The organism is Collinsella aerofaciens, assembly GCF_039752775.1.
GTDB classification, from domain to species: Bacteria; Actinomycetota; Coriobacteriia; order Coriobacteriales; family Coriobacteriaceae; genus Collinsella; species Collinsella aerofaciens_R.
On sequence record NZ_JBDMGT010000010.1, the window covers coordinates 42991 to 67742 of the forward strand.

At 58.5% G+C, this 24752-nt stretch carries 26 protein-coding genes and 1 tRNA gene; 22 read left to right on the forward strand and 5 right to left on the reverse strand.

The window, feature by feature from the left end:
• The 17 genes from ABHR63_RS04225 to nagA all read left to right on the forward strand — a co-directional run bounded on the left by ABHR63_RS04225 (position 1) and on the right by nagA (position 16754).
• A complete protein-coding gene (locus ABHR63_RS04225; RefSeq protein WP_346964992.1) occupies positions 1-1113 on the forward strand; it encodes a hypothetical protein in 1113 nt (370 codons plus the stop codon).
• Between the two features lie 732 nt (positions 1114-1845).
• The gene (locus ABHR63_RS04230; RefSeq protein WP_346965015.1) at positions 1846-2871 is read left to right on the forward strand and encodes a substrate-binding periplasmic protein; all 1026 of its coding nucleotides are present in this window, start codon (positions 1846-1848) and stop codon (positions 2869-2871) included.
• A 317-nt stretch (positions 2872-3188) separates the two neighbouring features.
• Positions 3189-3773, forward strand: a complete 585-nt coding sequence (gene hpf, locus ABHR63_RS04235) for a ribosome hibernation-promoting factor, HPF/YfiA family (protein ID WP_035137685.1) — start codon at positions 3189-3191, stop codon at positions 3771-3773.
• Positions 3774-3852: 79 nt separating this feature from the next.
• A complete protein-coding gene (locus ABHR63_RS04240) occupies positions 3853-4806 on the forward strand; it encodes a DegV family protein (protein WP_346964993.1) in 954 nt (317 codons plus the stop codon).
• Positions 4807-4898: 92 nt separating this feature from the next.
• Entirely contained in the window at positions 4899-5978 is a 1080-nt protein-coding gene (locus ABHR63_RS04245; RefSeq protein ID WP_022094618.1) for an NAD(P)-dependent oxidoreductase, read from the forward strand.
• Positions 5979-5983: 5 nt separating this feature from the next.
• Positions 5984-6412: a hypothetical protein gene (locus ABHR63_RS04250; protein WP_022094617.1), complete on the forward strand. Its 429-nt coding sequence runs from the start codon at positions 5984-5986 to the stop codon at positions 6410-6412.
• Between the two features lie 15 nt (positions 6413-6427).
• Positions 6428-7126 (forward strand): hypothetical protein, encoded by a 699-nt coding sequence (locus ABHR63_RS04255; protein ID WP_271730389.1) that lies wholly within the window; start codon positions 6428-6430, stop codon positions 7124-7126.
• Between the two features lie 6 nt (positions 7127-7132).
• Positions 7133-8218: an isocitrate/isopropylmalate dehydrogenase family protein gene (locus tag ABHR63_RS04260; protein ID WP_346964994.1), complete on the forward strand. Its 1086-nt coding sequence runs from the start codon at positions 7133-7135 to the stop codon at positions 8216-8218.
• A 126-nt stretch (positions 8219-8344) separates the two neighbouring features.
• Positions 8345-9430, forward strand: a complete 1086-nt coding sequence (locus tag ABHR63_RS04265; RefSeq protein ID WP_346964995.1) for a hypothetical protein — start codon at positions 8345-8347, stop codon at positions 9428-9430.
• Between the two features lie 632 nt (positions 9431-10062).
• Positions 10063-10506: a PTS sugar transporter subunit IIA domain-containing protein gene (locus ABHR63_RS04270; RefSeq protein ID WP_055310428.1), complete on the forward strand. Its 444-nt coding sequence runs from the start codon at positions 10063-10065 to the stop codon at positions 10504-10506.
• Positions 10506-10787: a preprotein translocase subunit YajC gene (gene yajC / locus ABHR63_RS04275; RefSeq protein ID WP_022094612.1), complete on the forward strand. Its 282-nt coding sequence runs from the start codon at positions 10506-10508 to the stop codon at positions 10785-10787. Before ABHR63_RS04270 ends, yajC begins: the two co-directional genes overlap by 1 nt.
• 36 nt (positions 10788-10823) lie before the next feature.
• Complete coding sequence (gene agaV, locus ABHR63_RS04280) at positions 10824-11306, forward strand: PTS N-acetylgalactosamine transporter subunit IIB (RefSeq protein WP_022094611.1); 483 nt, start codon at positions 10824-10826, stop codon at positions 11304-11306.
• A 90-nt stretch (positions 11307-11396) separates the two neighbouring features.
• Entirely contained in the window at positions 11397-12197 is an 801-nt protein-coding gene (locus ABHR63_RS04285) for a PTS mannose/fructose/sorbose/N-acetylgalactosamine transporter subunit IIC (protein WP_022094610.1), read from the forward strand.
• Entirely contained in the window at positions 12187-13269 is a 1083-nt protein-coding gene (locus tag ABHR63_RS04290; protein ID WP_346964996.1) for a PTS system mannose/fructose/sorbose family transporter subunit IID, read from the forward strand. The genes ABHR63_RS04285 and ABHR63_RS04290 overlap by 11 nt, the downstream gene beginning before the upstream one ends.
• A gap of 185 nt (positions 13270-13454) precedes the next feature.
• Positions 13455-14186: a GntR family transcriptional regulator gene (locus ABHR63_RS04295; RefSeq protein ID WP_055310430.1), complete on the forward strand. Its 732-nt coding sequence runs from the start codon at positions 13455-13457 to the stop codon at positions 14184-14186.
• A 114-nt stretch (positions 14187-14300) separates the two neighbouring features.
• Positions 14301-15467 carry an AgaS family sugar isomerase gene (locus ABHR63_RS04300; protein WP_035137674.1) on the forward strand — a complete coding sequence of 389 codons (1167 nt, stop codon included), beginning with the start codon at positions 14301-14303 and terminating at the stop codon, positions 15465-15467.
• Between the two features lie 117 nt (positions 15468-15584).
• Entirely contained in the window at positions 15585-16754 is a 1170-nt protein-coding gene (nagA, locus tag ABHR63_RS04305) for an N-acetylglucosamine-6-phosphate deacetylase (RefSeq protein ID WP_346964997.1), read from the forward strand.
• Between the two features lie 75 nt (positions 16755-16829).
• Here nagA and ABHR63_RS04310 read toward each other — a convergent pair whose 3' ends face one another.
• The gene (locus ABHR63_RS04310; RefSeq protein WP_118372965.1) at positions 16830-17414 is read right to left on the reverse strand and encodes a flavodoxin domain-containing protein; all 585 of its coding nucleotides are present in this window, start codon (positions 17412-17414) and stop codon (positions 16830-16832) included.
• Positions 17415-17570: 156 nt separating this feature from the next.
• Between ABHR63_RS04310 and ABHR63_RS04315 the strand changes: the two genes are divergently transcribed.
• The 3 genes from ABHR63_RS04315 to ABHR63_RS04325 all read left to right on the forward strand — a co-directional run bounded on the left by ABHR63_RS04315 (position 17571) and on the right by ABHR63_RS04325 (position 20118).
• Positions 17571-18452, forward strand: a complete 882-nt coding sequence (locus ABHR63_RS04315; protein ID WP_346964998.1) for an aldose 1-epimerase family protein — start codon at positions 17571-17573, stop codon at positions 18450-18452.
• Between the two features lie 59 nt (positions 18453-18511).
• On the forward strand, positions 18512-19447 hold the full coding sequence (locus tag ABHR63_RS04320; RefSeq protein ID WP_117756831.1) for a hexose kinase: 936 nt from the start codon (positions 18512-18514) through the stop codon (positions 19445-19447).
• Positions 19448-19644: 197 nt separating this feature from the next.
• The gene (locus tag ABHR63_RS04325) at positions 19645-20118 is read left to right on the forward strand and encodes a NanQ anomerase/TabA/YiaL family protein (RefSeq protein ID WP_117654927.1); all 474 of its coding nucleotides are present in this window, start codon (positions 19645-19647) and stop codon (positions 20116-20118) included.
• A 195-nt stretch (positions 20119-20313) separates the two neighbouring features.
• On the opposite strand, the gene ABHR63_RS04330 is transcribed toward ABHR63_RS04325, so the two are convergent.
• Positions 20314-20389 (reverse strand) — tRNA-Thr (locus ABHR63_RS04330).
• A 157-nt stretch (positions 20390-20546) separates the two neighbouring features.
• On the opposite strand from ABHR63_RS04330, the gene ABHR63_RS04335 reads away from it, so the two are divergent.
• The gene (locus tag ABHR63_RS04335) at positions 20547-21026 is read left to right on the forward strand and encodes a PTS sugar transporter subunit IIB (protein ID WP_346964999.1); all 480 of its coding nucleotides are present in this window, start codon (positions 20547-20549) and stop codon (positions 21024-21026) included.
• A gap of 84 nt (positions 21027-21110) precedes the next feature.
• Here the strand turns inward: ABHR63_RS04335 and ABHR63_RS04340 are convergent, their stop codons facing one another.
• The gene (locus ABHR63_RS04340; RefSeq protein WP_346965000.1) at positions 21111-22163 is read right to left on the reverse strand and encodes an aldose epimerase family protein; all 1053 of its coding nucleotides are present in this window, start codon (positions 22161-22163) and stop codon (positions 21111-21113) included.
• 205 nt (positions 22164-22368) lie between these two features.
• Between ABHR63_RS04340 and ABHR63_RS04345 the strand changes: the two genes are divergently transcribed.
• A complete protein-coding gene (locus ABHR63_RS04345; protein ID WP_250787244.1) occupies positions 22369-23133 on the forward strand; it encodes a DeoR/GlpR family DNA-binding transcription regulator in 765 nt (254 codons plus the stop codon).
• A gap of 432 nt (positions 23134-23565) precedes the next feature.
• Here the strand turns inward: ABHR63_RS04345 and ABHR63_RS04350 are convergent, their stop codons facing one another.
• Both ABHR63_RS04350 and ABHR63_RS04355 read right to left on the reverse strand, forming a co-directional pair.
• Positions 23566-24285 carry a GntR family transcriptional regulator gene (locus ABHR63_RS04350; protein WP_226802922.1) on the reverse strand — a complete coding sequence of 240 codons (720 nt, stop codon included), beginning with the start codon at positions 24283-24285 and terminating at the stop codon, positions 23566-23568.
• Between the two features lie 72 nt (positions 24286-24357).
• On the reverse strand, positions 24358-24752 hold a 395-nt coding region (locus ABHR63_RS04355; protein WP_488192555.1), incomplete at its 5' end, for a DUF7916 family protein.

Consider the following 24752-nt stretch of genomic DNA (forward strand, 5'->3'; position numbering starts at 1 on the left):
GTGGCAGTGAAGATAGCGCGGCGTGACGAGCCGACAAACGAGCAGCTGGCTTCCTCCGTAATTCTGACCGGTGCCTCGGCGCTGCGCATGATGCGCGCCGAGCGCCGACAAATGGGTTACATCAGCTGGAGGGATCTCGATCCCGATGAAGAGCGCTGTGTGCTGCACGTATCGTCGCCCTCGGCCGAGGACATCTATCTTCCCGATTTGGTGCGGATCGGGGCCGTGAGCGGCGAGGTTCAAGAAGACTTGTGCCTGCTGGTGGGGTCGGCGAAACAGCGTCGCCGCATGCCTGGTGCAAGCTGGTCCGTTTGTTCCGCCGGCCTGCCGGTTGGTTCGATTCTGGAGGTGGAGCCGGGGGTGTACAGCTTGTCTCCCGAGGCCCTCTGCGTAACCGTTGCGCGCGAGCTCGGCTGCATCCAGGCATTTGCCCTGGCACAGGAGCTGTGCTCCAAGATTTCGCTGAGTGACCGCGGGAAGTATCTGCCTCCCTACACCTCGCCTGTTACGAATAAACTTGCAAAGGACAAGGACCAGCCAGCAGATGTGGGCTACTTTGAGGTTGAGCCGGTGCTGACGCCCGATCGTCTGGCAGATTACCTCGCGGTATGCAAGGGGAACGCGGCCAAGCAGCTGCAGCGTCTGTGTCCCTTTCTTTCGGAAAACCTGCGCTCACCCATGGAGTGCATCATGCTCGCTCTGTTTTCGCTTCCGTTTTCCTATGGCGGGTTTGCCTGCGGACCTTTTAAGACCGACTACAAGATCGAGTTCGATGACCGTGCGCAGGCAATCTCGGGGATGTCCCATGCAGTTTGCGATGCGTATCAAGAAGCAGCCCGGTTTGACCTGGAATACAACGGTGAGCTGGGCCATTCCTCCCGGAGGGGACGTATCCATGATGAAAAGCGCAACACGGGCTTGATTACTATGGGAATCGAGGTCGCGACGGTCAACAACGAAATGCTCTGTGACATGGAAGCGATGGAAGCGCTCGCATGGCGCATCCACCAGCGCATGAGTAAGCGATATCGCAACCGTGTTGACGCTCGCAGAAAGAAACAAGAGGCGCTATTTAACACGCTGCGGGCGTGTTTTGGGCTTAAACCCGCCTAACAATGATCTGAAACAGGGGGTTGGATATATGCTCTGGCCAAAATATAGCAAATATGAGTACTGCTACAAATTCAGTAACAGCAAAATCAGGGATTTTGGGACTGGAAGATGGCGTAAATTAGAAAGTTATTAAACAAATGTGGAATATCCTGGCATCAATCTGACGTTATAGAGCGTGAAAACAGCTTGCAGAGCCAAAAACTCCTGCTACTAAATTGGTAACGGTACTCATATTTGCTATTTTTTGGCCACGGCGCCCTAAGACGGGTGTGTTGAGGCTTTCCATAGGGGAGTGACGGGCTCAATCAGAGCGTGTGCGGTCCGTCCTGACCTGCGAAATCTGTACTCGCGATGCGAATGACGCCCCTAACCTTAAACTTTAGCTTGAACTTAGCTATAATGCGCTTCGTTCCTACCAGGCTGTGGTTGCGGACGGACGAAATGCCCGTCCTAGTCCAAGACAGACGCGGTCAAAGGGATCCACGTAAGCGACCGCGTGCGCGCGGCGCGATCATGGCGCGTCCTAGATGTAAGCCGCACCGTCCGTTCTACTTTCTTTGGGGCAATACCGCCTCGCGGGCGAGCGGGCCAGTCGTGAAGGTGGCTGCGGCCTCCCGAGCAAACACCCCGGTGCGCAAGTGTGGGGTCAAATACCAGGTCAGCTGGTGGGAACAACCTGATATTCCGCGCAACGCACGGATCGTATACGACACAGAAGGCAGGGTAGTGGACATGGTGAGGGGCAGCTTGATGCACGCGGCTCGGTTAGGTGCTGGGGCCGCAGCGGTCATCGCCGTTTTGGGCCTGAGCGGATGCGCGTTCAACCCGCTGTCTACGTTCACGACTCCCACGATCGACCAGATCGAGTACAAGACCGTCACGCCGGCGGTGTCGGACGATGCCCTGGTTACTCCCGGAACCCTGACGGTTGCCCTCGATACTTCCGATGCGCCGCAGGCCATGCAGGGCGCCGACGGCGAGCTCGCGGGGTATGCGGTCGACGCCGCCCGCGCCCTCGCAAGCCGCATGGGCCTTAAGGTCGCCTTTGTCGATGCGTCCTCGGCAGGTTCCGCGCTCGCCGACAAAAAGGCCGATATCTTTATCGGCGAGATCAACTCCACAGACGGGGACGTTAGCTCGCTCGGCACCTGCCTGTACGATGCCGCTTCTGTGTTCGGTAAAACCAGCGATGGTGGGTCGCTAAGCGTTTCCACCGATACCCTTAACACGTCTACCCTGGGTGTCCAGATGTCCTCGGCCTCGCAGGAGGCGCTTGCCAAGCAGAGCATCACCGCCAACCAAAAGACCTACTCCAACATCAACGAGTGCTTTGAGGCGCTCGAGTCCGGCGAGGTTGACTATGTGATCTGCGACTCCACGGCCGGTGGCTACCTTGCACGTCTGATGAGCGAGATCTCCTATGTCGGTGCGCTCGAGGCGCCCTCGACGCTCGGTGTTGCGGGCCTCTCGTCCAATGACGAACTGTGCCGTGCCGTGAGCGATGCCCTCGACGACATCACGGTCGACGGCACGCTCGAGGCAGTTCACTGCGTCTGGTATGGCAGGATGCCCTACGACCTCACCACTAAGACGGTTTCGGGCGCTAACGTGCAGCCGGGCGACTCTGAGTCCAGTGAGACCACGTCCTCCGGCAGCGAGTCCTCCGATTCCAACAATGAGACCGCATCCTCCGAGGACAAATCGTCCAGCCAGGAAGGCACCATCACCGACGACGACATTAACAAACTTAATAGCTAGTTATTGCTAGGGGTGGTGTCTCCTATACGTTGGAAAGGACACCTCTTCACGGTTTCAACACGCACTGCCGGGCTTCCCCAATAGGGGAGCCCGGCTTTTTCATCCCAATAAAACCAGCAGGTCAAAGCTAATTTTCGGGACCAAATACAAAGCCGCCGACGCCCTCCCATAGCGCACTTTGCCACGGAAAAGTGCGAGACTTCGGTATGCGGTATCAAGCAATCGTTATTCGGGTCTTTAGGAATCCGCGTGATTAAATGCACGGCAATGGGTACATAGCCAGTACAGTAAGTCCCCGAGGCAGATTGGAGCCACGTATGGATATCAAGGTTTCTGGACGCAAGACGACGGTAACCGATGCTCTGCGTGCGCATGTGGATGAGAAGATCGGCGAGGCGCTCAAGGTTTTCGATATCGAGCCCATGACGGTCGACGTTGTACTTCGCTATGAGAAGAACCCCTCGAACCCCAACCCGGCAATCGTCGAGGTTACGGTTCGTGCCCGCGGTTCGGTGATTCGCGTTGCCGAGCACGGTGCAGATATGTACGCCGCCATCGACCTCTCCGCCGATAAGGTCACCCGCCAGCTGCGCAAGTTCAAGACCAAGGTCGTGGACAACCGCCAGGGCGGTGCCAGCGCCGCGGATGTCGCGCCGGTCGAGCGCGTCGAGGATCTGGCCGACCTGCTGCTGCCCGAGGAGGAGGACGACCTGCTCGTCCGCGAGAAGGTCATCGACGTCACCCCGATGACTGAGGAGCAGGCGCTGGTGCAGACCGACCTGCTCGGCCACGACTTCTACGTGTTCGAGAACGCGACGACCGGCCTTATCAATGTGGTGTATCACCGTAAGAATGGTGGATATGGCATCATCAAGCCCCGTATCGAAACACTTGACGAGTAAAATACGTTAACTTGCATGAGTTAACGGTTGGCGGCCATCCCATGCGGGTGGCCGCCTTTTTACGTAAGGAGTCGCTTTGATGGACAAGGCCGCATCCGCCGGTCATTCGGACCGTTGCCGCATCGTCGTCGATACCTGCTGCGACTTTAGCCCCGAGGTCGCCGCGAACCTCGATGTCGATATCCTGGGTTTCCCCTTCATTATCGATGGCGAAGAGCGCACGGACGACATCTGGTCGAGCATCACACCCAAGGAGTTTTACGACCGCATGCGCGCCGGTGCCCGCGTGTCCACCTCGGCTGTGTCGCTCGGTCGCTATATCGAGTTCTTTACCGAGTGCGCCAAAGAAGGTACGCCTACGGTCTACCTGTGCTTTACCTCGGCGCTGTCGTCGAGCTACAACTCCGCGTGCCAGGCGGCAGATACCGTGCGCGCCGAGTATCCCAACTTTGAGCTCTACGTTGTCGACAACGCTCTGCCCTGCGCGACCGGCGCGCTCTTGGCGCTCGAGGCCGTGCGTCAGCGTTCGGCGGGACTGACCGCCAAGCAGCTGGTCGATTGGGCAAATGAGGCAAAGACCTACGTCCACGGCTACTTTACGCTCGAGAGCTTCGACGCACTGGCTGCCGGCGGCCGCATTCCGCCCGCGGCGGCGCAGCTCACGGCAAAGCTCGATGTCAAGCCCGAGCTCTCCTACGACCTTGCCGGCTCGCTGTCGCTGATCGGCGTCAACCGCGGCCGCAAGAAGGCGCTCAAGTCCATCCTCAAGTCGTTCCGCGAGAACTACGTGCCCGACCGCACCATGCCCATCGCCATCATGACGGCCGATGCCGAGAAGGACGGCGACTGGCTCGAAGCCGCCATCCGCAAGGAGGAGGGCTGCGCCGACGTCACGATCATTCGCGGCTCCGTGGGTCCTACCATCGGCTCGCACGTGGGCCCCGGCATGGTGGCCTGCGCGTTTTGGGGCAAGAATCGTGCCGAGAAAGCCTCGCTTTCCGACCGCATCGCGCGCCGTGTGCGCGGTGAGTAGGTAGGCGCCACGATCACAGGCGTCCCGCAGCCCAAGCGCTGGCACTGAGTATTCACCCTGGTAACAACACCCAACCCAAAAGGAAAGGTTTCATGGCAAACAAGCTCTCCGTCGCATTCATCGGCACCGGAATCATGGGTGCCCCCATCGCCGGCCACATTCTGGACGCCGGCTATCCCGTCACGGTCAACAACCGCACCAAGTCCAAGGCGGCGGCGCTTATCGAGCGCGGCGCCGTCTGGGCAGATACGCCGGCCGATGCCGCGGCGAACGCCGATGTCGTCTTTACCATGGTGGGCTATCCCTCCGAGGTCGAGGAACTCTACCTGGCGGGCGACGGCCTGCTCGCGTGCACTAAGCCCGGCGCGGTCTTGATCGACCTCACCACGAGCTCGCCCGAGCTTGCCCGTGACATTGCCGAGGCCGCCCAGGTTTCTGGTCGCATGGCGTTTGACTGCCCCGTCACCGGCGGCGAGTCGGGCGCTATCGCCGGTACGCTCACGGCTATCGTGGGCGCTACCGAGAACGACATCGCGCCGGTCCGCGACATCCTTGCCACCTTTGCGGCCAACATCTGCTGCTTCGACGGCGCCGGCAAGGGCCAGGCTGCCAAGCTCGCCAACCAGGTGTCGCTGGGCGCCTGCATGGTCGGCATGGCAGACGCCATGGCATTTGCCGAGCTGAGCGGCCTTGATCTGGAGAAGACCCGCCAGATGATCCTGGGCGGTACCGGCAAGTCCGGCGCCATGGAGAGCCTGGCTACCAAGGCGCTCGACGGCGACTACAAGCCCGGCTTTATGGTCGAGCACTTCATCAAGGACCTGCGCTTGGCGCTCGCCTATGCCGACGATCGCGAGCTTGCGCTGCCCGGCGCCGACGTGGCCTTTACGCTCTACGACATGCTCGATGCCATCGGTGGTGCCAAGCTGGGCACCCAGGCCATCACGGTCCTCTATAAGGAGGAGGCCGACGCCATCGCCGCCGGTCTGGACTGGTCGCAGTATCGTCCCGAAGAGCACGGTGCTCACGAGGACGGCTGCGGTTGCGGCGAGCACGGCGACGACCATGAGTGCGGTTGCGGCCACCACCATGGCGAGGACCACGAGTGCTGCGGCGGCCACGGCCATGATGATGGCCACGAGTGCTGCTGCGGCCACCATCACGGGGAGTAGCGCCCATGAGCTGGACGTTCGTGGTGCTTGCGCTGGTGCTCTTTCTCTTCGCGATCTACATTGGCTTTTTGTGCGGCCAGTGGGCGTGCGAAAAGCGCGTCATCACCAAGCGCGACTACTGGATTGCCAACTTTGCGGGAGCGGCGGCAGTCATCCTGCTGACCTGGGTGTTCTCGCTGTTCCCGCTGGTGCAGTTTGCGCCGATCGGCTGGCTCGGCGGCTTTATCGCCGGCCTTAAGATGAGCTTTGGCGAGTCCGTCGGTCCGTGGCGCAAACACGACGAGGTCTTTAACGTTAACAAGGCTCACCGCGCCGCCGCCGACGCGGGCGATGCCGAGGAGCGCCGCCGTGCGCGTCGCAATGGCGCGGCCGACCGACAGCTCATCTCGGTCACCGATGACAGCAAGGGTGCTGACAAGCACGCTAAGAAATAGTAAAAAGAGGTAACTATGGCAGAAAACAAAGACGAACAGCTCACCGACGAGGAGCTGGCACAGCTCCAGCTGGCAGAGGAGAACGAGAACGCCGTCGACCGCCTGGTCCAGGAGCTCGGCTGCCCCACGCGCCGCATCCGTCAGTTTGCCGCCCGCGTGCTGCGCCTGCTTGCCGAGCGCGATCCGCAGCGCGTCGTGCCCTGCGTGCCCGCGCTGATCGAGGCGCTCGACCGCCCCGAGGCTCAGACCCGCTGGGAGGCTCTCGATGCCCTGGCGGCGCTCGCCACCACCTGCCCCGAGCAGCTGGGCGATGCCTTTGAGGGCGCCGAGACCGCGCTGTTCGATGAGATTTCGTCCACGCTGCGCTATGCCGCCTTCCGCCTGCTGTGCGTGTGGGGCGCCACGAGCGTCGAGCGTTCGCGCGAGGCTTGGCCCATCCTGGACGAGGCCATCCAGTGCTACCACGGCGACCTCGAGTATCGCGACATGCTCGGTTGCCTGTACGAGTTTGGCCGGGGCGAGATTGACGCCGAGGTCGCCGAGAAGCTCGCGCTGCGCCTTAAGTTCGATGCCGAGAACGGCAAGGGTAGCTATCTCAAGGCCCGTTCGAGCGAGATTTGCGAAATGCTTGTTAAACGTTTTGGCCTGGATCTCTCCAAAAAGAAGAAGCGTGCTAGCGTAAAAAAATCTGACGACGCCGAAGACGAGGAGTAACAGATTATGGCGCACGATGTAGTCCTGATTCCTGGTGACGGTATCGGTCCCGAGATTACGCAGGCTATGCGCCGCGTGGTCGAGGCCACTGGTGTCCAGATCAACTGGAACGTCCAGGAGGCCGGTGCCGGCGTCATGGACGAGTTTGGCACGCCGCTGCCCCAACATGTGCTCGATGCGGTCGCCGAGACCAAGGTTGCTATCAAGGGCCCCATCACCACGCCGGTCGGCACGGGTTTCCGCAGCGTTAACGTCGCCCTGCGCAAGCATTTTGACCTGTACGCCTGCGTGCGCCCCTGCCTGTCGCAGCCGGGCGACGGCTCGCGCTTCCGCGACGTCGACCTGGTTATCGTGCGCGAGAACACCGAGGACCTCTATGCCGGCATCGAGTTCGATGAGGGCGCTGCCGAGGTCGAGGAGCTCTCGCAGCTCGTCGAGCGCTCGGGCCAGAAGACCTTCGCCGCGGATTCCGCCATCTCAATCAAGCCGATTTCCATCGCCAAGAGCCGCCGCATTGTGGAGTACGCTTTTGAGTACGCCCGCCGCTGCGGCCGCAAAAAGGTGACGGCCGTGCATAAGGCCAACATCATGAAGGCGACCGATGGCCTGTTCCTGCGCGTTGCGCGCGAGGTGGCCGCCAACTATCCCGATATCGAGTTCAACGACAAGATTGTCGACGCCACCTGCATGGGCCTGGTCCAGAACCCCAACGACTTCGATGTCCTGGTGCTGCCCAACCTGTACGGTGACATTGTGAGCGACCTGTGCGCCGGCCTGGTGGGCGGCTTGGGTATGGCCCCCGGCTCCAATATCGGTGCCGACTGCGCCATCTTTGAGGCCACGCATGGCTCCGCACCCGATATCGCGGACAAGGATATCGCCAACCCCACGGCCGAGATCCTCTCTGCTGCGATGATGCTCGATCACCTGGGCGAGAACGACGCTGCCAATCGCATTCGCGCCGCCGTTTCTGCCACGCTCGACGAGGGTGAGCAGGTTACCGGCGACGTTCGTCGTGCCCAGACCGGCTCCGTTGAGGGCGCTGTGGGCACGCAGGCCTTTGCCGATGCCGTTATCGCGCACCTGGCCTAAGGCATGCAGACTGCAAACGCCTAAATAGTACTTAAGTGTTTGCGTATAACCTGAGAATCAATACGCCCGGCGCTCTGTCGGGCGTATTCTATTGCGGACTATGTTTCCTAACAAGGAGTAGCTGATATGGGTCTGATTCAAAAGAAGGACGAGAAGGACGAGATCGACGGCATCCAGATCATCGAGCGCGGCGAAGGCCCCGACGGTGATGAGGAGGAGAAGATCGATCTGGTCGCCGGTACGTCTGCCGAGCACATTGCTGCCGGTACGACGGCCGAGGAGGAGGACGCTCGCCTGGAGGCAAAGATCGCCGCGGACGCCGCCGACGAGAACCTCATGCCCGAGGAACAGGACGAGGACGATGACTCCGACGAAGACGACCATGCATCCAGGCACAAGAAGACGATGATTGCCGCCTTTGTGGTCGCTATCGTGATCGCTGCTGTGGTCGGCTTCTTTATCGGCAACGGTGGTTTTGGCGGCAAGGGCGTCGGCTCGGCGACCCTCACCGAGGACCAGCTCGATTCGACCGTGGCAAGCTACAGCTACAACGGCAAGAAGAGCGACATCACCGCGCGCGAGGCCATTGAGAGCCAGTACAGCCTCGACACCGTCAAGGATGGCGATGGCAACTACACCGCTCCCTCTGCCGACGTCATTCTGTCCTACGTGCGCAACAAGATTCTGCTCGATGCTGCCGAGGACGAGGGCATTACCGTCTCTTCCAAGGAGATGAAGAAGTACGCCGAGGATTCCATCGGCACTTCGGACTACAAGACCATGGCCACGCAGTATGGCGTGTCCAAGGACCAGGCCAAGCAGATCGTCCGCCAGTCCGCGACGCTGCAGAAGCTCTACAAGAAGAAGGTGGGCGATAGCTCCGCAAGCATGCCGACTGCTCCGACCGAGCCTTCTGACGGCAACGAGGACACCGCGAGCAAGGATTATGCCGATTACATCATCAACCTTGCCGGCGACGAGTGGGATAGCTCAAAGGGCACTTGGAAGGATGCCGACGGCACCTATGCCAAGGCCTTTGCCGATGATGCCTTTACGGCCGATAGCGCCACCTACAAGCAGGCCATGACCGCCTATTACACCGCCTACCAGCAGTATTCCTCGCAGGCTTCGAGCGCCAGCTCCAAGTGGACCGAGTATGCTAACGGCCTCTATGCCAAGGCCAACATCAGCATCTACGGCCTGTTTGCGTAAGGCTTGCCTGCACTACTGCGCGCTAACCGATCACCTGATTAAGCCCGCTAGAACGGACAACGTTCTAGCGGGCTTTTTTGTTACCGAAACCACTGGGGTAGGCCTCGCGCCCGCACAAGCGCTCCATCGGGTTCCCCTAATTCATCTGGGAAAACAACTGCAAACGATTGCAAGTAACCGGTGAACGGTCGAAAACTACCGTTCACCGATAATCTCAAAACTGGTTCTAACTGGTATTAAGTCAAAAAGACCAATTCACATATCTTCACAATGACCTGCAATTTTTCTACACGCTTTTTTTAGCCGCCCTGCGTTGTTTAGACACAGGAAAAGATCCGATTTTTTTGCCAAAGCATTTCGAAACGGTTTCAAAACCGCAGGTAGAAGTGTTAACGACCGGTAAACGGTCGATTTATCACCGTGAGCGGTGCAAAAACGTTTTACCGTATGAATCAACGAAAGCGACCTCCTCTGTGGTGATATAGTGACAACAACACGTCACGTGGTTACTACCAGTTTAGAAACCACTGGTCTTCAAAGAACGCTTTCTAAGAAGCTTTAAGGGCGAGTGCCCGCTGGCTTCCGAAAATCATCGGACTCAGATCGTACACACCTTCGGAAGGGAAATTTGAATGGTTGGCTTTATTCTTACCGGTCATGGACAGTTCGCACCCGGCCTTGCAAGCGCTATCGCTATGGTTGCCGGCGACCAGCCTGCTTTTACCGTCGTTCCTTTTGAGGGCGACCAGGCCGCATCCTACGGTGAGGATCTCCGCGCCGCTATTACCGCCATGCGCGAGGAGTGCGATGGCGTGCTCGTCTTTACCGACTTGCTCGGTGGTACCCCGTTCAACCAGTCGATGATGATTGCTCAGGATGTCGATAACGTCGAGGTTCTGACTGGCACCAACCTTCCCATGGTTATTGAGCTTCTGTTCCTCCGCGGCAATGCCACGCTCGCCGAGCTTGGCGAGCAGGCCGTGACCGTTGGCCAGACGGGCATCACCGCCCAGACGGTCGCATCCGTTGCCGGCTCCGAGGAAGAGGATATCTTCGGCGACGAGGACGGCATCTAATGGCCGATTTCGGAGCCAACGTCCTGAGCTCCTCGGTCGCCCTTTTAGGCCTGCTTGTCATCATGGGCTTGATTTACACCATCTGGTCGCAAATCAACATGAAGAAGAAGCAGAAGTACTTCAAGGAGCTGCACACCGAGCTCAAGCCGGGTCAGGAGGTTCTTTTCGCCGGCGGTATCTACGGAACCGTCAAAGGCATCGAAGGCGAGAAGGTCCAGATCAAAGTCCGATCCGGAGCCGTCGTAGATGTTTCGCGTTACGCGATTCAGGAGATCAAGTAACTATCGTCAGCAAATATCGAAAGGAAGCTGATCAACATGGCAGAACCCAACATTCTTCTTACCCGCATCGATAACCGACTGGTTCATGGTCAGGTTGCCACCCAGTGGAACTCCACCCTGGGCTCCAACCTCATCCTCGTCGCCAACGACGACGTGGCGTCCAACACCATGCGCCAGAACCTCATGAAGATGGCCGCTCCCGCCGGCGTCGCTACGCGTTTCTTCTCCCTGCAGAAGACCATCGACGTCATTGGTAAGGCGAGCCCGCGCCAGAAGATCTTCATCGTGGCCGAAACACCGGAAGACGTGCTTACGCTCGTCAAGGGCGGTGTGCCTATAAAGAAGGTAAACATCGGCAACATGCACATGTCGGAAGGAAAGCGCCAAGTCGCCACCTCCGTCGCAGTTAACGACGAGGATGTCGCTGCGTTTAAAGAGCTGCAGGAATTGGGGGTGGAGTTGGAGATCAGGCGCGTTCCAAGCACGCCTGTTGAGGACACGAGCAAGCTCTTCTCGTAATCCTCGTGATCCACGTTGTCAGGAGTGAAACCCTGACGTTCTGTACGTGATATCCAAAGTGCGTACATTCATTTTGAAAGGAGGAGCAAGATGGAATACTCGATCATCCAGATCGCTCTGGTCTTCGTCGTCACGTTCATCGCGGCAATCGACCAGTTTGACTTCCTCGAGTCTCTCTATCAGCCCATCGTCACCGGCGCCGTCATCGGTCTTATCCTTGGCGACCTCAACACCGGTCTTCTCGTGGGTGGTACCTATCAGCTCATGACGATCGGCAACATGCCGATCGGAGGCGCTCAGCCGCCTAACGCCGTCATCGGCGGCATCATGGCAGCCATTCTCGCTATCGCCACGGGCCTCGAGCCCAACGCGGCAGTCGGCCTCGCCATTCCGTTCGCTCTGCTTGGCCAGCTTGGCGTTACCCTGGTCTTCACGCTTATGTCCCCGCTTATGTCCACGGCCGATAACATGGCTCACAACGCGGACACCAAGGGCATCGAGCGCCTGAACTACTTCGCCATGGCTCTGCTTGGCCTGATCTTCGCTGTCGTCGTCACCCTGTTCTTCATCGCTGGCGCTACCATCGGTCAGACCATCGCTTCCGCCATCCCGACTTGGCTGCAGACCGGTCTGTCCGCTGCAGGCGGCATGATGCGCTTCGTCGGCTTCGCCGTCCTGCTCAAGGTTATGATGAACCGCGATATGTGGGGCTTCTTCCTCATGGGCTTTGGCCTCGCGCTCATCACCGTTGCCAACGATTCGCTGGCAACCCCTGCTCTGCTCATCCTCGCTCTCATCGGCTTCGGCATCGCTTTCTGGGACTTCCAGCAGCAGACCGAGCTGAAGGGTGCAGCTGTTTCTGACGGAGGTGACTTCGAAGATGGCATCTAATGAGTATGTGATCCCGGAGCACTACGAGGATCTCACTCCTGCTCCGCAGCTCGACCAGAAGACCCTCAACAAGATGGCTTGGCGCTCCTGCTTCCTGCAGGCATCGTTCAACTACGAGCGCATGCAGGCCGCTGGCTGGCTTTACTCCATCATCCCCGGTCTGGAGAAGATCCACACCAACAAGAACGACCTCGCGGCTTCCATGAGCCACAACCTGGAGTTCTTCAACACCCACCCGTTCCTCGTCACCTTTGTTATGGGCATCGTGCTTTCGCTCGAGCAGAACAAGGTTGACATCCCCACGATCCGCGCCGTCCGCGTCGCCGCAATGGGCCCGCTCGGTGGTATCGGTGACGCCCTGTTCTGGCTGACGCTCGTGCCTATCACGGCCGGCATCACCTCCAACATGGCCATCAACGGCAACGCCGCTGCGCCGATCATCTTCCTGGTGATCTTCAACGCCGTCCAGTTCGCTCTGCGCTTCTGGCTCATGAACTGGTCCTACAAGCTTGGCACCAGCGCTATTGACGCTTTGACCGCCAACATGCAGGCCTTTACGCGTGCCGCTTCCATCATGGGCGTCTTCGTCGTCGGTTGCCTGGTCGTCACCATGGGTGGCACCCAGATCAACCTCCAGATCCCCAACGGCACCACCCGTGGCCTCTCCGCTACTACCGTGATCGTCTCCGAGAAGGAGGCCGAGAACTTCACCGGTATGGAGGGCATCGATACCGAGACCGCTGAGGCCGGTACCATCGCCATGACTAATGAGGACGGCGACGCCCTCACCGCCACCGATGCCGACGGCAACCCTGTCGAGTGCGGCGTCACCGATCTGGGCAACGGCATGGAGTCCGTTACCTACGGCACCGTTACCGAGGATCCGGTCAACTTCTCTGTTGCCGACACCCTCAACACCATCGTCCCGAAGCTTGTCCCGCTTATGCTTACGCTGCTGCTTTACTACATGTTCGCTAAGCACAGCTGGACCCCGACCAAGGGCATTCTCCTGCTCTTCGTCCTTGGCATCCTGGGCGCTGGCCCGCTTGGTCTCTGGCCGAGCATCTGGTAAGGCTCTAGCTTGAGGGGTGTGTCCCTACGCGGCTCACACCCCGACCCCTTAAGCCATGTGTATGTTAAAAGCCGCGTGCTCGAAAGAGCGCGCGGCTTTTGTTTTCTTGATGATTCGGGTGTGGCAGACAGATAATGCTAAGCACCCTAGGTAGCTAGCCGAATTCGAGCAAAAGGGAGGATAGGATGGCGATCGGAGCGCGTAAGCAACCGCTGTACGATCAGCTGGTCGATATTCTGACCGAAAAGATCGACCATGAATATCGCGCCGGTGACATGATTCCTTCCGAGCGCGAACTTTCGGAGCGCTATGGTCTCTCGCGTACTACGGTACGCCTGGCTCTGCAGGAACTGGAGCGTTTAGGACTGGTGGTTCGGCAGCACGGTCGCGGTACCTTTGTGACCGACCGTTCGGCAAAGGCAACCAATCTTATGCAGTCCTACAGCTTTACCGAGCAGATGCGCGCGATGGGTCGCGACCCCGAGACCACGATTCTCGAGTTTTGCGAGATGGAGGCCGATAAAAATCTGGCCGAGCATATGGGATTGCGTATAGGTGATCGCATTTTTAAGCTTAAGCGCCTTCGTTCTGCCGACAACATGCCCATGATGGTCGAACGCAGCTATCTACCAGTTCGTCAATTTTTGTCCCTAAAGCGACCGCTGCTGGAGCGTAAGCCGCTTTACGATGTGATTGAGCAAGACTTTCAGCAAAAGATACGCGTGGCCGAAGAGGAGTTCTATGCGAGCATAGCCCGTCCCACCGACGCCCACCTTTTGGGAATTGTCGAGGGCTCGCCTGTGCTCGATTTGGTCAGGACTACGTATAACGAGTCAAACGAGGTTGTGGAGTATACACTCTCGGTTGCTCGTGCCGATCAGTTTAAATACAAGGTTTACCACCAGCGTAGCGACTAGTGTTCGCATCGTATCCATATGATGATTCTTTGCATTTAACTGGTTACTACCAGATAACCAACTGAAGTGTATAATTGCACGTCAGAGGATTACTTCTAGAGAGAGGTATTAGAAATGTTCGAGAAGAGTGTCGAGGAGCTCACCGAGCTCGGCGCCCAGATCACCACGGCCGAGATTGCTCAGCAGCCCGAGCTTTGGCGTGATACGCTCAACATCTATCGCGAGAACAAGGAGGCCATCGAGGCCTTCCTGGCCGAGGCTCGCGCTATGGGCGAGGGCCGTCTGTCCGTTGTCTTCACCGGTGCCGGTACGTCCGACTACGTTGGCGATACCTGCGCCCCGTACCTGCGTCACGCTGGCAACACTGATCTCTACGACTTTAAGCCCATCGCCACGACCGACATCGTGAGCGCCCCGCGCGACTTCCTACGCGCCGAGGATCCCACGCTCGTGGTTTCCTTTGCCCGCTCTGGCAACAGCCCCGAGAGCCTTGCCGCCGTTGCCGTTGCCAAGGAGCTCGTCCACAACGTCAAGTTCCTCAACATCACCTGCGCTCCCGAGGGCAAGCTCGCCGTCGAGTCTGCCGATGATCCCAACGCGCTGACGCTGCTCATTCCGCGCGCCAACGACAAGGGCTTCGCCATGACCGGTTCTTATTCCTGCATGACCCTGCTCTCCACCCTTATTTTTGACACTGCCTCTGACGAGCAGAAGGCCGAGTGGGTCGAGACCATCGCCAAGATGGGCGAGGAGGTCATCTCCCGTGAGCCCGAGATCGCCGATTACCTGGCTGGCGACTTCAACCGCGTGACCTACTTGGGTTCTGGCTCCTTCGGTGGCCTTGCCCAGGAGAGCCAGCTCAAGATCCTTGAGCTCGCTCACGGTCTGGTCGCTACTTCCTACGACACCTCCATGGGCTATCGTCACGGACCTAAGTCCTTCGTCGACGATAAGACGCTCGTCTTCGTGTTCGTCAACAACGACGCCTACACCCGTCAGTACGACATCGACATCCTCAACGAGATCGGTGGCGACGAAATCGCTCAGCACACCATCGCCGTTCAGCAGGAAGGTGCCACCGTCTACGAGGGCGAGTCCTTCACCTTTAAGGGCTACGAGGCACTTCCCGAGGGCTACCTTGCTCTGCCGTTCGTGATGTTTGCCCAGGCTATCAGCCTGCTCAACTCCGTGCGCGTGGGCAACACGCCCGACACGCCGAGCCCCACTGGCACGGTCAACCGCGTGGTTAAGGGCGTGACGATTCACCCCTTCACCGCTTAATCGCGTCCCCCTGTAAGGGCGCCCGTCCGCTCATAACGGCGGGCGGGCGCTTTTTGTTTTACGTGAGCTGGGTATAAGCATCACCACAGTCAACTGCTTTAGAAGCGAGGAGTGCATATGAGCACGTACGCAATTAAGGCTGACAAGTTCTTCTTGCCGGCAGGCCCGCAACTGGGCGGCTATCTTATGGTCGAGGATGGCGTCTTTGGCGCCTGGCAGGCCGACGAGCCCTCTTGCGAGATTAAGGACTACACGGGATCGTGGATCGCACCGGGTATGGTCGATACTCACATCCATGGCTTCTACAACCACTCAACTACCGATAACGATCCCGAGGGCATCGATATCAGCTCGGCCGAGCTCGCCCGTCGCGGTACCACCAGCTGGCTGCCCACGACGTTCACCGATGGCGTCGAGCAGATCAAGGACGCCTGCGCCGCTATCGCCAAGGCGGACGAGGGCCGCGGCCCCGACTTCTGCGGTGCTCGCATTCAGGGCATCTACCTGGAGGGCCCCTTCTTTACTATGAAGCACGTGGGTGCGCAGAACCCCGCTTATCTTATCGATCCCTCCGAGGAGGTCTTCGATCAGTGGCAGGAGGCTGCGGGCGGTCGCATCGTTAAGAGCGCCATGGCGGCCGAGCGCGACGGTGCCGCTGCTTATGCGGCTGCTCTGAACGCCAAGGGTGTGGTGACCAGCATCGGTCACTCCGACGCCACCTACGATGAGTGCATCGCCGCCATCAACGCCGGTGCCAGCTGCTTTACGCATACCTATAACGGCCAGCGCGGGCTGCATCACCGTGAGCCCGGTGTCGTGGGCGCTGCCATGTCCACGCCCGAGACCTACGCCGAGATCATCTGTGACGGCAAGCACGTAAACCCTGCCGCCATCAAGGCGCTGCTGCAGGCAAAGGGCTGGCAGCACACGGTGCTCATCACCGACTGCCTGGGTTGCGGCGGCATGCCCGAGGGCAGCTACACCAGTGGTGGCATGGACGTCATTATGAAGGACAACCTGTGCTGGCTCGCCGACGGCAAGAGCATTGCCGGCTCGGTGCTCACGCTTGCCCAGGGCGTCAAGAACATCGTCGACTGGGGCATCGCCAGCGCCGATATCGCCATTCGCATGGCAACTGAAGTGCCGGCACGCTCCGCGTACATCGAGGATAAGTGCGGCAGTATCATGCCGGGTCGCGACGCCGACTTTGTCGTGTTCGACCATGAGCTCACCCTCGTCGAGACGTATGTTGGCGGCCAGAGCGTCGGCAACGCCTTTACCGAGTAACGATAGAAAAAGACGGCGGGCCCGAATCTGCTCGGACCCGCCGTATGGGTTAAACGCTCAAAAGCACCTTAACAGTTACAGCTTGTTAGCGATCTTCTTTGCCGTGCGCTTGACGCCGGCCACAAGACCCCCCGCGGGATGCTCCTTTTCGTATGCTAGACGCTTCTCGCGCTTGGCATACTCTTCGACGATGATATCGCCGTACTCATCTTCGATTTTGTCGAAGAAATCGACAGCTCCCTTAATCTCTTCGGCAGTTGGGTGCCCCTTCTGGACACCGCCGGTGAGTTTGAACGGCCCCCACGTATCAAAGCCGGGACAGCCGTAGACGCCCATAAAGATGGCCTGCCTCATGCGGCAGATGCCATCGATATCCTTGCCGTACCACTTGTTTTTGCCACCGTAGGTCATAAGGCCAAACACCTTGTCCTGCGGCTGCAGCACGTTAGTGAGCACGCGCGCCATATCTTTGTCGATCTCGGAGTAATAGATGCCCGTGGCGACACCGATCAGATGGTATTCGTGCAGGTCGGGGTACTCGTTTTTACCGAGTGACTTCACGTCGAGGGTATCGATTTCGGGGTGTGCCTCAACGATGGCGTCCACGAGCTTTTTCGTATTGCCGTGGTGGCGTGAGGCATAAAGGATGATGGTTCGCATAAGAAGGCCTTTCAGCTGTAATTGCATCAATGTCTGTATGGTACCCCGTTGCATGCCTGGGAAACCGGACGCATCGATGAACGTGCGGGTTTGTCCTTTGGTCAGGGCCGAGACGGGTTCTTGCGAGCAAAAAGCAGTTGTTCGAAAGGATGGACAATGGAATACGCTCTCTCCAACGATTCGATTTCTATCAAGGTCTCCACGGCCGGCGGCTCGTTTACCTCGATTGAGGCTGGAGGTCGCGAGTACTTGTGGCAGGGCGATCCCGCCGTGTGGTCCGGCCAGGCACCGATTTGCTTCCCGATTTGCGGAGGTTTGCGCGATAACAGCGCCATGACGTTTGCCGGACATCATGTGAAGCTCGCCCGCCACGGCTTTGCGCGCAAGCAGGAGTGGAAGCTGTTGAGCCAAAGCACAAACGAGCTGGCTATGTGCCTGGCATCCGAGGATAACGCCGCGCTGCTGAGCGATTATCCGTATCCGTTTAAACTTGTCGCCCGCTATACGCTCGAGGACGCCGCCGTGCGTGTCTCCTATGAGGTTACCAACGAGGGCACCGAGGACATGCCGTTCTTTATCGGTGGACACCCCGGCTTTAGGTGTCCGCTCGACGAGGGTGAGTCCTATACGGACTACGAGTTGCGTTTTGAGAAAGACGAGGCTGCGGAGCTCTGCACCGCCGTTCCCTCGACCGGATTAATTGATGTGGACAGGCGCTCCAAGAACCCCATGGTGGGAAAGACGCTGCCTTTGTCGCATGAGCTCTTCGATTTTGCGGAGACCATCTTTGACGTGCTCGAGAGCCGTCAGGTCACGCTTTCCAAAAAGGGCGAGGACAAGGGCGTTCGCCTGAGCTTTGAGGGCTTCCCGTACCTCATTGTGTGGAGCAAGCCCGAGGGTGATTTTGTGGCAGTTGAACCCTGGGGCGGCCTCTCGACCTGTTCCGATGAGGATGACGTGCTTGAGCATAAGCGCGGCTGCCTTGTCGCCAAGCCCAAGGAGACCGTCGTTCGCTCGTTCACGATTGAGATCCTGTAATTCCGTTTTGTCGACTCGTATCGCGAGGCACAAGGAGCCTGCGAGATAAGGAGCTAAAAATGATCCTCACCGTTACGATGAACCCGTCTGTCGATACGCGCTATCAGCTCGACGAGCTCGTTATCGACGACGTCAACCGCGTGACGCCCGAAAAGACCGCCGGCGGCAAGGGCCTCAACGTGGCCCGTGTGCTGGGTCAGCTGGGCGACGACGTTGTGGCAACCGGTCTGCTCGGCGGCCACATGGGCGCCTACATGGCTGAGCTCATGGACGCCAACGGTATTAACAACGACTTTGTGCCCATCAAGGGCGAGACTCGCATCTGTCTCAATATCCTTCATGCTGGCAACCAGACCGAGTTGCTCGAGAGTGGCCCGACAATTGCCCCCGAGGAGCTCGATGCCTTTACCGCCAAGTTTACCGAGCTTGCGGGCAAGGCCGACGTCGTCACCATTTCGGGTTCGCTGCCCCGCGGTGTCGAGGCAGACTACTATGCCAAGATCACGGGCATTGCAGAGAACGCCGGAGCCAAGGTGCTGCTCGATACCTCGGGTGCTTCGCTCGAGGCGGCGCTCAAGTCCGAAATTAAGCCCGAGCTGGTCAAGCCCAACCTGACCGAGATCAACGGCCTTCTGGGCACGAGCTTTACCACCGACGATGTGGACGAGCTCCGCGCCGCGCTCGCCTCTGATGCCCGCTTCTCCGATATCCCCTGGGTCGTCGTGTCCATGGGTGCTGCCGGCTCCGTTGGCTTCCACAACGGCCGTGCATTCCGCGCAAAGACGCCCGATATCCCTGCCGTTAACGCCACGGGCTCTGGTGACTCCACTATCGCAGGCTTCGCGCATGCCATTGCTGCTGGCGCAGACGACGAGACGGTGCTGCGTACCGCCAACACCTGCGGCAAGCTCAACGCCATGGATCCCATGACTGGCCACTTGGTTATGGATCGTTGGGACGAGGTCTACAACGGCGTTGTCGTGACCGAGCTGTAAGGGCTTGGGCGTCGGCCCCGGCATCGATTGCTAGCTCATGTCGACGACAAGTGCGATAGCATTATGTCGGGGCGCGACGCCGACGTTGTCGTGTTCAATCCCGACCTTACCCTGGTCGAGACGTATGTGGGTGGCAACAGCGTCGGTAACGCGTTTGCCGAGTAGCCGCCAAAGAAGCGATCCGAGAGGGGATTTAGATGATTTACGGTGCATTGGGCGATATCGAGGAGTACCGCGGAATGCTCAAGGGCCTCGACGTGTTGATCGATTGGCTCGAGGAGAACGATCCGGCGCAGCTCGAGGTCGGCAGCCATCCGATTCTGGGCGACAAGGTCTTTGCGAACGTCATGGCTCCCACGACGCGTCCCGAGGCCGAGGCCCACTACGAGACGCATCAGCGCTATCACGACTTGCAGATTGACGTCGAGGGCCGTGAGGCCTTTAAGGTTGCCACGGGCAGCCTGACGCTGGTCCAGGAGTTTGACGAGAAGGACGACTACGATCTGGTCGATTCCGACGCTTCGATCGCCGGCGATCTTGCTGACGACAAGTTTGCACTGTTCGTTGCCGGCGAGCCTCACATGCCCACGCTCGAGTTTCCGGGCGATGGCGCACAGCCGGTCAAGAAGATCTGCTTTAAGCTGCTTGCAGACGCTTACTGGGAAGAGTAGCGCGCTGCTCGTGAGCTAGCGTGATTCCCCTTGGGGAGGCGTTTAAGCCCCGCTGATCGCGGTTCCTTTGAGGATTGCGGTTGGCGGGGCTTTTCGTTGAGTAGGGGAGTTGCCGGCGGCGTTGTGCTTGGATTGGCGGATGTTCGCCAGAAATCGGCAACAAAAAAGCCGCCCGAAGGCGGCTATCTTGTGTAATGGAGCCAGCGACCGGGCTCGAACCGGTGACCCCCGCTTTACGAGAGCGGTGCTCTACCAACTGAGCTACGCTGGCGGCCATGTGGTGACGCAACTGAGGCGTCAACGGCTGTCTATGATACGGGACATCGCACATCCGCGCAAGTGTTCTGACGGCTTTTCTCACTTTAAATGCACTAATATTGGAAACGCGAAGTCTTGCTCTTATGGGTCTCAAACAGAATGGGGCTGCCATGGCTCAACCCAGGATCCTTCTTACACGTATCGATGACCGGTTTATTTACGGGCAAGACGTTGAGCTGTGGAATGAGGCGGTTGGTTCCAACCTCGTCCTGATCGTTAACGACGAGATTGCGGCGGATTCGCGCAAGTGGGCGCCTATGAGGGTCGCGGTGCCCGAGGGCGTGTGGACACGGTTTTTCTCGGTGCAAAGGGCCATCGACATCATTCATACCGCAACGCCGCGCCAATTGATTCTGATCATGGTGGCCTCACCCGCCGATGCACTCGCGCTGGTTAAGGGTGGCGTGCCGATCACCAAGATCAGCATTGGCCATATGCAGGCAGGGGAGGGCAAGCACCCCATAACGCCCGCAGTCGCCGTAGACGGCGAAGATGTCGCCGCCTTCAAAGAGCTGCAAAAGCTCGGCATAGAACTAGAAATCCGCTATCTCCCCAGCTCCAATCCCGACCCCATCCAACTAGTCATTTAAGAACGTCCCCAATGACTAGGTAGCAAAGCGCCCGTCGGCGGTGGTGCCGGCGGGCGTTGCTGTGCAATATGTCGCGTTGTGGGCCTAGTGCCTCATAAAGTGGTATTCGATCACATTGCTGTATGGGTGACCCGGGCCCACAATGCCCTGCGGGAACAGCGGCTGGTGCGGCGTGTCGGGGTACATCTCTGCCTCGAGGGCAAAGCCGGCGCCCCAGCTATAGTTGGCATCGGCTTTGGCGTGTTCGTCGCCCAGCCAGTTGCCGGTGTAGAGCTGCACGCCTGGGGCAGTGGTGTAATAGTCCAGCTCACGGCCGGTCCACATCTCCTCGACGTGCATCGCGCGGCGCAGATTACGGCCGTACTGATAGCCATCGATGCACAGGCAGTGGTCGTAGCCACGGGCCTGCTTAATCTGCGGGTCGTCGGCTTCCATGCCGGGCGCGACGGGGCGCAGCTCACGGAAGTCAAACGGCGTGCCCTCGACCGGAGCGATCTCTCCGGTGGGGATATTCTGCTCGTTGATGGGCAGGTAGTGGGCAGCGTTAGCAACAAAGAAGTGCTCGCAGTCCATGCCGGCGTTATGGCCGGCAAGGTTAAAGTACGTGTGGTTGGTCATGGACACGTAGGTGGCGCGGTCGCTCTCGCAGCCGTATTCGATACGGAAGCGGCCGGTGCGTGTCACGGTAAACACGGCCGTAAAGGTGCGGTTGCCGGGCAGGCCCAGCTCACCGTCCTCAAGCGAGATGGTCATGCGCACGGCGTTATGGACCTCGTCGAGCTCAACATCCCACACGCGCTTGTGCAGACCATGCTCAAGATCGCTGTGCAGGTTGTTGACGCCTTCGTTGGCCGGCATATGCCAGTCCGTGCCGGCGATGGTGATCGTGGCGCCCGCGGTGCGGTTTGCCACGGGGCCGATGGTCGCGCCAAAGCAGGCGGGGTTGTCAAAGTAATCCTCGAGCTTATCGAAGCCCAGCACCACATCGCGCACGTTGCCGGGAATGTCGGGCACATCGATACCGAGCACGGTGGCGCCATAGTCCATAATGCGAACGCAGATCTCGGGCCCGTTGAGGGTGTAACGATGAACGGGGGTACCGCACGGCGCGGTGCCGAAAAGCTCGGAAGTGATCATTTGGTTCCTAACATCGAGGTATTTCGGACAAACTGTAGCGCGAACAGGCGAGATTATCACTACACCCCACTAAAGCAGGGGGTATTTTTCTCAAAAAAGTGATGATTGGAGCTGTGCGGGCGTTCATTTCTGACGCGCGCGAGTCTGATACAATTTGTTCGTTATTGTTTGAATTGACGTGAGCGTGGAACAGCGAGGACTCATCGTGATTAAAGCGGAGCGACAGGATAAGGTTCGGCAGCTGCTCGAGGAACAGGGAACGGTTTCGGTCAAGGAGATTTCGGATGCGTTAGGTGTCTCGGATATGACGATCCGCCGTGATCTTGAGGAGCTTGCGAGCCTGGGCGAGATCGAGCGCGTGCACGGCGGAGCCCGCAGTGCGCAGGGCCGTCCACACGCTATGCTGCGCCATGAGTATTCGCACAGCGAAAAGCGCACGAAGCATGCCGAGGAAAAGTTGCAGATTGCGCGCCGTTCTGTGGAGCTTATCGAGGAAGGCTCGACCATCTTTTTGGGCACGGGCACCACGGTTGAGCAGATGGCCTCGATGCTGCCGGCGTTTCGCCTGCGCATTGTGACCAATTCGCTTTCGGTGTTTAACCTGCTCGAGGCGCGTGAAGACTGCGAACTGTGCCTGGTGGGCGGCGTGTACCGCCGCCGCACCGCCGCCTTTGTGGGCCCTACGGCCGAGGACACCTTGCGCGCACTGGGGATCGACGCAGCCTTTATCGGCGCAAACGGCATTCTGGACGGCGACGTGTCCACATCCAACATGGAAGAGGGCCGCATCCAGCAGCTCGCCTTTAGCAAGGCCGACTCGCGCTATCTGATCGCCGACTCCAGCAAGATCGGCAAGCGCGACTTCTACACCTTCTGCCGCTTGGACAGCCTGGACGCCGTGGTGTGCGAACCGGGCATCGCCGCCGAAGATCGTGCCGCCATCGAGGAGCATACGCAGGTCATTTGCTAGCTAAAGCTACGGGATTGCCAACAGGCGATTCGGGAGGACTTTTACCTCCTGTCATTGTGGAAACCAGCGCGTCAGCGCTACGCGATATGACGCGCAAATGAGGACTCCACTATCAAATTGTCTCAACCTGTGATATCTAGGCGGCCAAAAGCGAGTCAAATGTTACAGATCGAGATTTTTGGCTCGGCCTATTCCGTTTGTCTCGATCTGTAACAGCTAGGACCGAAAAATTCAGCTAGTTGTTACAGATTGAGATTGAGAGGATTGACCTGTGCATTCATCTCAATCTGTAACATCTAGACGTCCAAAACCGGTCTTAGTGTTACAGATTGAGACAATTCGGCGTGGTCTACCTTGTTTGTCTCGATCTGTAACGGTTAGGACTTAAAAACTCGGCTACGTGTTACAGATCGAGACAAAAGAAAAAGAACATTAGGACTTGAAAATAAAGTTTTGATAAGGGACCCGCCCAGTTAAGACGGTGCGGCAGACAATTGAGATTAGTTTGCCTCCGGAGTCGTAAGCATAATGAGTCAGTTCGATGACCGGAAGTTTTGCAACACCATAATTACTGGCTTCGGAATCGCTAAGCTGACGTGCTCTATAGCTTTCCCTAACAGATTGGATAGACTTGGACAAGTCGTCCATGATTCTGCTAAATGCCTGAAAATCTAACTGGTTATTCGGAACGCGCGACTTTGAAATGAAGAACGTATCAGCGCCTATGAAGCTGCCTTCAAGTTCGTAGGTCAATTCAAGACGCTGAATTTCATCGCGACTTTGACATCCAAATTGTTGGAGCATCATTACGGAAATTGGACGACCTGATGTGAGGCCGCCGAAATGTTTGGTGATGGCATCCGGATCAACGCCATCGCAGTGGCTTGCAAAGTCAAAGTCTAAAAGTGAATTGAGCTCGCTAACGCGTTTCGGTGCAACAAACGATCCCTTACCTTGGATTCGATAGATACTTCCACGACGCTCCAGCTCACTCATGGCAAGTCGGACGGTTGTTCTGCTTACGGCGTATTCGTCGCAGAGTTCCATTTCTGTTGGAAGTTTATCGTCTGCTTGATATTCATCGACGATCTGCTTGAGCAGCGCGTCGGTGAGCTGTAAATAGAGTGGCCGTTTTTCGTGTGTATCGAGCATTAGAGCCTCAGTTTGCATGTTGGTTATACCTGATGGTTGCCTCAGTCGGGATGTAACGTGGGCAAGGTAACCTTAACGTATCACAGAGCGGCTCAGCATGACGATCTGATGCCTGTATCCACGAAGGGCTTGTCCGAGCGTGAAGATATTCTGGGGCAGGCAAATACCGTTCATGGAGTCCCCGATATGTTGGAGGTCAGCGCCGGCTGCTTTTGCTGCAAGGCCTATTTTCTTAATGGTCTCGCTGTCGCAGGAGTCTTGACTCGTCCCGTTCGCCGCCATGACGAGAACCTTCTCTTCAATTGACTTGCCTACGTTGTGGGATCGTACAAAGTCTACGATGGCGCGCAGGTCTGCTTCTTGGAAGCAAGGGACGGTGTAGGGGGCTGGTACGAGAAGGATATCGACGCCGAGGTCAACAAACTTGCGCGCAATTTCGAGCGTCATGACAGGTTCCGCAACGCCTG

Bases quoted from the DNA above. Each gene is read 5' to 3' on its own strand.
- ABHR63_RS04325 (WP_117654927.1), top strand. From the start codon at position 19,645: ATGATTTACGGTGCATTGGGCGATATCGAGGAGTACCGCGGAATGCTC.
- ABHR63_RS04270 (WP_055310428.1), top strand. From the start codon at position 10,063: ATGGTTGGCTTTATTCTTACCGGTCATGGACAGTTCGCACCCGGCCTT.
- ABHR63_RS04285 (WP_022094610.1), top strand. From the start codon at position 11,397: ATGGAATACTCGATCATCCAGATCGCTCTGGTCTTCGTCGTCACGTTC.
- ABHR63_RS04260 (WP_346964994.1), top strand. From the start codon at position 7,133: ATGGCGCACGATGTAGTCCTGATTCCTGGTGACGGTATCGGTCCCGAG.
- ABHR63_RS04290 (WP_346964996.1), top strand. From the start codon at position 12,187: ATGGCATCTAATGAGTATGTGATCCCGGAGCACTACGAGGATCTCACT.
- ABHR63_RS04340 (WP_346965000.1), bottom strand. From the start codon at position 22,163: ATGATCACTTCCGAGCTTTTCGGCACCGCGCCGTGCGGTACCCCCGTT.
- ABHR63_RS04255 (WP_271730389.1), top strand. From the start codon at position 6,428: ATGGCAGAAAACAAAGACGAACAGCTCACCGACGAGGAGCTGGCACAG.
- agaV (WP_022094611.1), top strand. From the start codon at position 10,824: ATGGCAGAACCCAACATTCTTCTTACCCGCATCGATAACCGACTGGTT.
- nagA (WP_346964997.1), top strand. From the start codon at position 15,585: ATGAGCACGTACGCAATTAAGGCTGACAAGTTCTTCTTGCCGGCAGGC.
- ABHR63_RS04240 (WP_346964993.1), top strand. From the start codon at position 3,853: ATGGACAAGGCCGCATCCGCCGGTCATTCGGACCGTTGCCGCATCGTC.
- ABHR63_RS04250 (WP_022094617.1), top strand. From the start codon at position 5,984: ATGAGCTGGACGTTCGTGGTGCTTGCGCTGGTGCTCTTTCTCTTCGCG.
- ABHR63_RS04230 (WP_346965015.1), top strand. From the start codon at position 1,846: ATGGTGAGGGGCAGCTTGATGCACGCGGCTCGGTTAGGTGCTGGGGCC.
- ABHR63_RS04245 (WP_022094618.1), top strand. From the start codon at position 4,899: ATGGCAAACAAGCTCTCCGTCGCATTCATCGGCACCGGAATCATGGGT.
- ABHR63_RS04315 (WP_346964998.1), top strand. From the start codon at position 17,571: ATGGAATACGCTCTCTCCAACGATTCGATTTCTATCAAGGTCTCCACG.
- ABHR63_RS04310 (WP_118372965.1), bottom strand. From the start codon at position 17,414: ATGCGAACCATCATCCTTTATGCCTCACGCCACCACGGCAATACGAAA.
- ABHR63_RS04295 (WP_055310430.1), top strand. From the start codon at position 13,455: ATGGCGATCGGAGCGCGTAAGCAACCGCTGTACGATCAGCTGGTCGAT.
- hpf (WP_035137685.1), top strand. From the start codon at position 3,189: ATGGATATCAAGGTTTCTGGACGCAAGACGACGGTAACCGATGCTCTG.
- ABHR63_RS04265 (WP_346964995.1), top strand. From the start codon at position 8,345: ATGGGTCTGATTCAAAAGAAGGACGAGAAGGACGAGATCGACGGCATC.
- ABHR63_RS04335 (WP_346964999.1), top strand. From the start codon at position 20,547: ATGGCTCAACCCAGGATCCTTCTTACACGTATCGATGACCGGTTTATT.
- yajC (WP_022094612.1), top strand. From the start codon at position 10,506: ATGGCCGATTTCGGAGCCAACGTCCTGAGCTCCTCGGTCGCCCTTTTA.
- ABHR63_RS04320 (WP_117756831.1), top strand. From the start codon at position 18,512: ATGATCCTCACCGTTACGATGAACCCGTCTGTCGATACGCGCTATCAG.
- ABHR63_RS04350 (WP_226802922.1), bottom strand. From the start codon at position 24,285: ATGCTCGATACACACGAAAAACGGCCACTCTATTTACAGCTCACCGAC.
- ABHR63_RS04300 (WP_035137674.1), top strand. From the start codon at position 14,301: ATGTTCGAGAAGAGTGTCGAGGAGCTCACCGAGCTCGGCGCCCAGATC.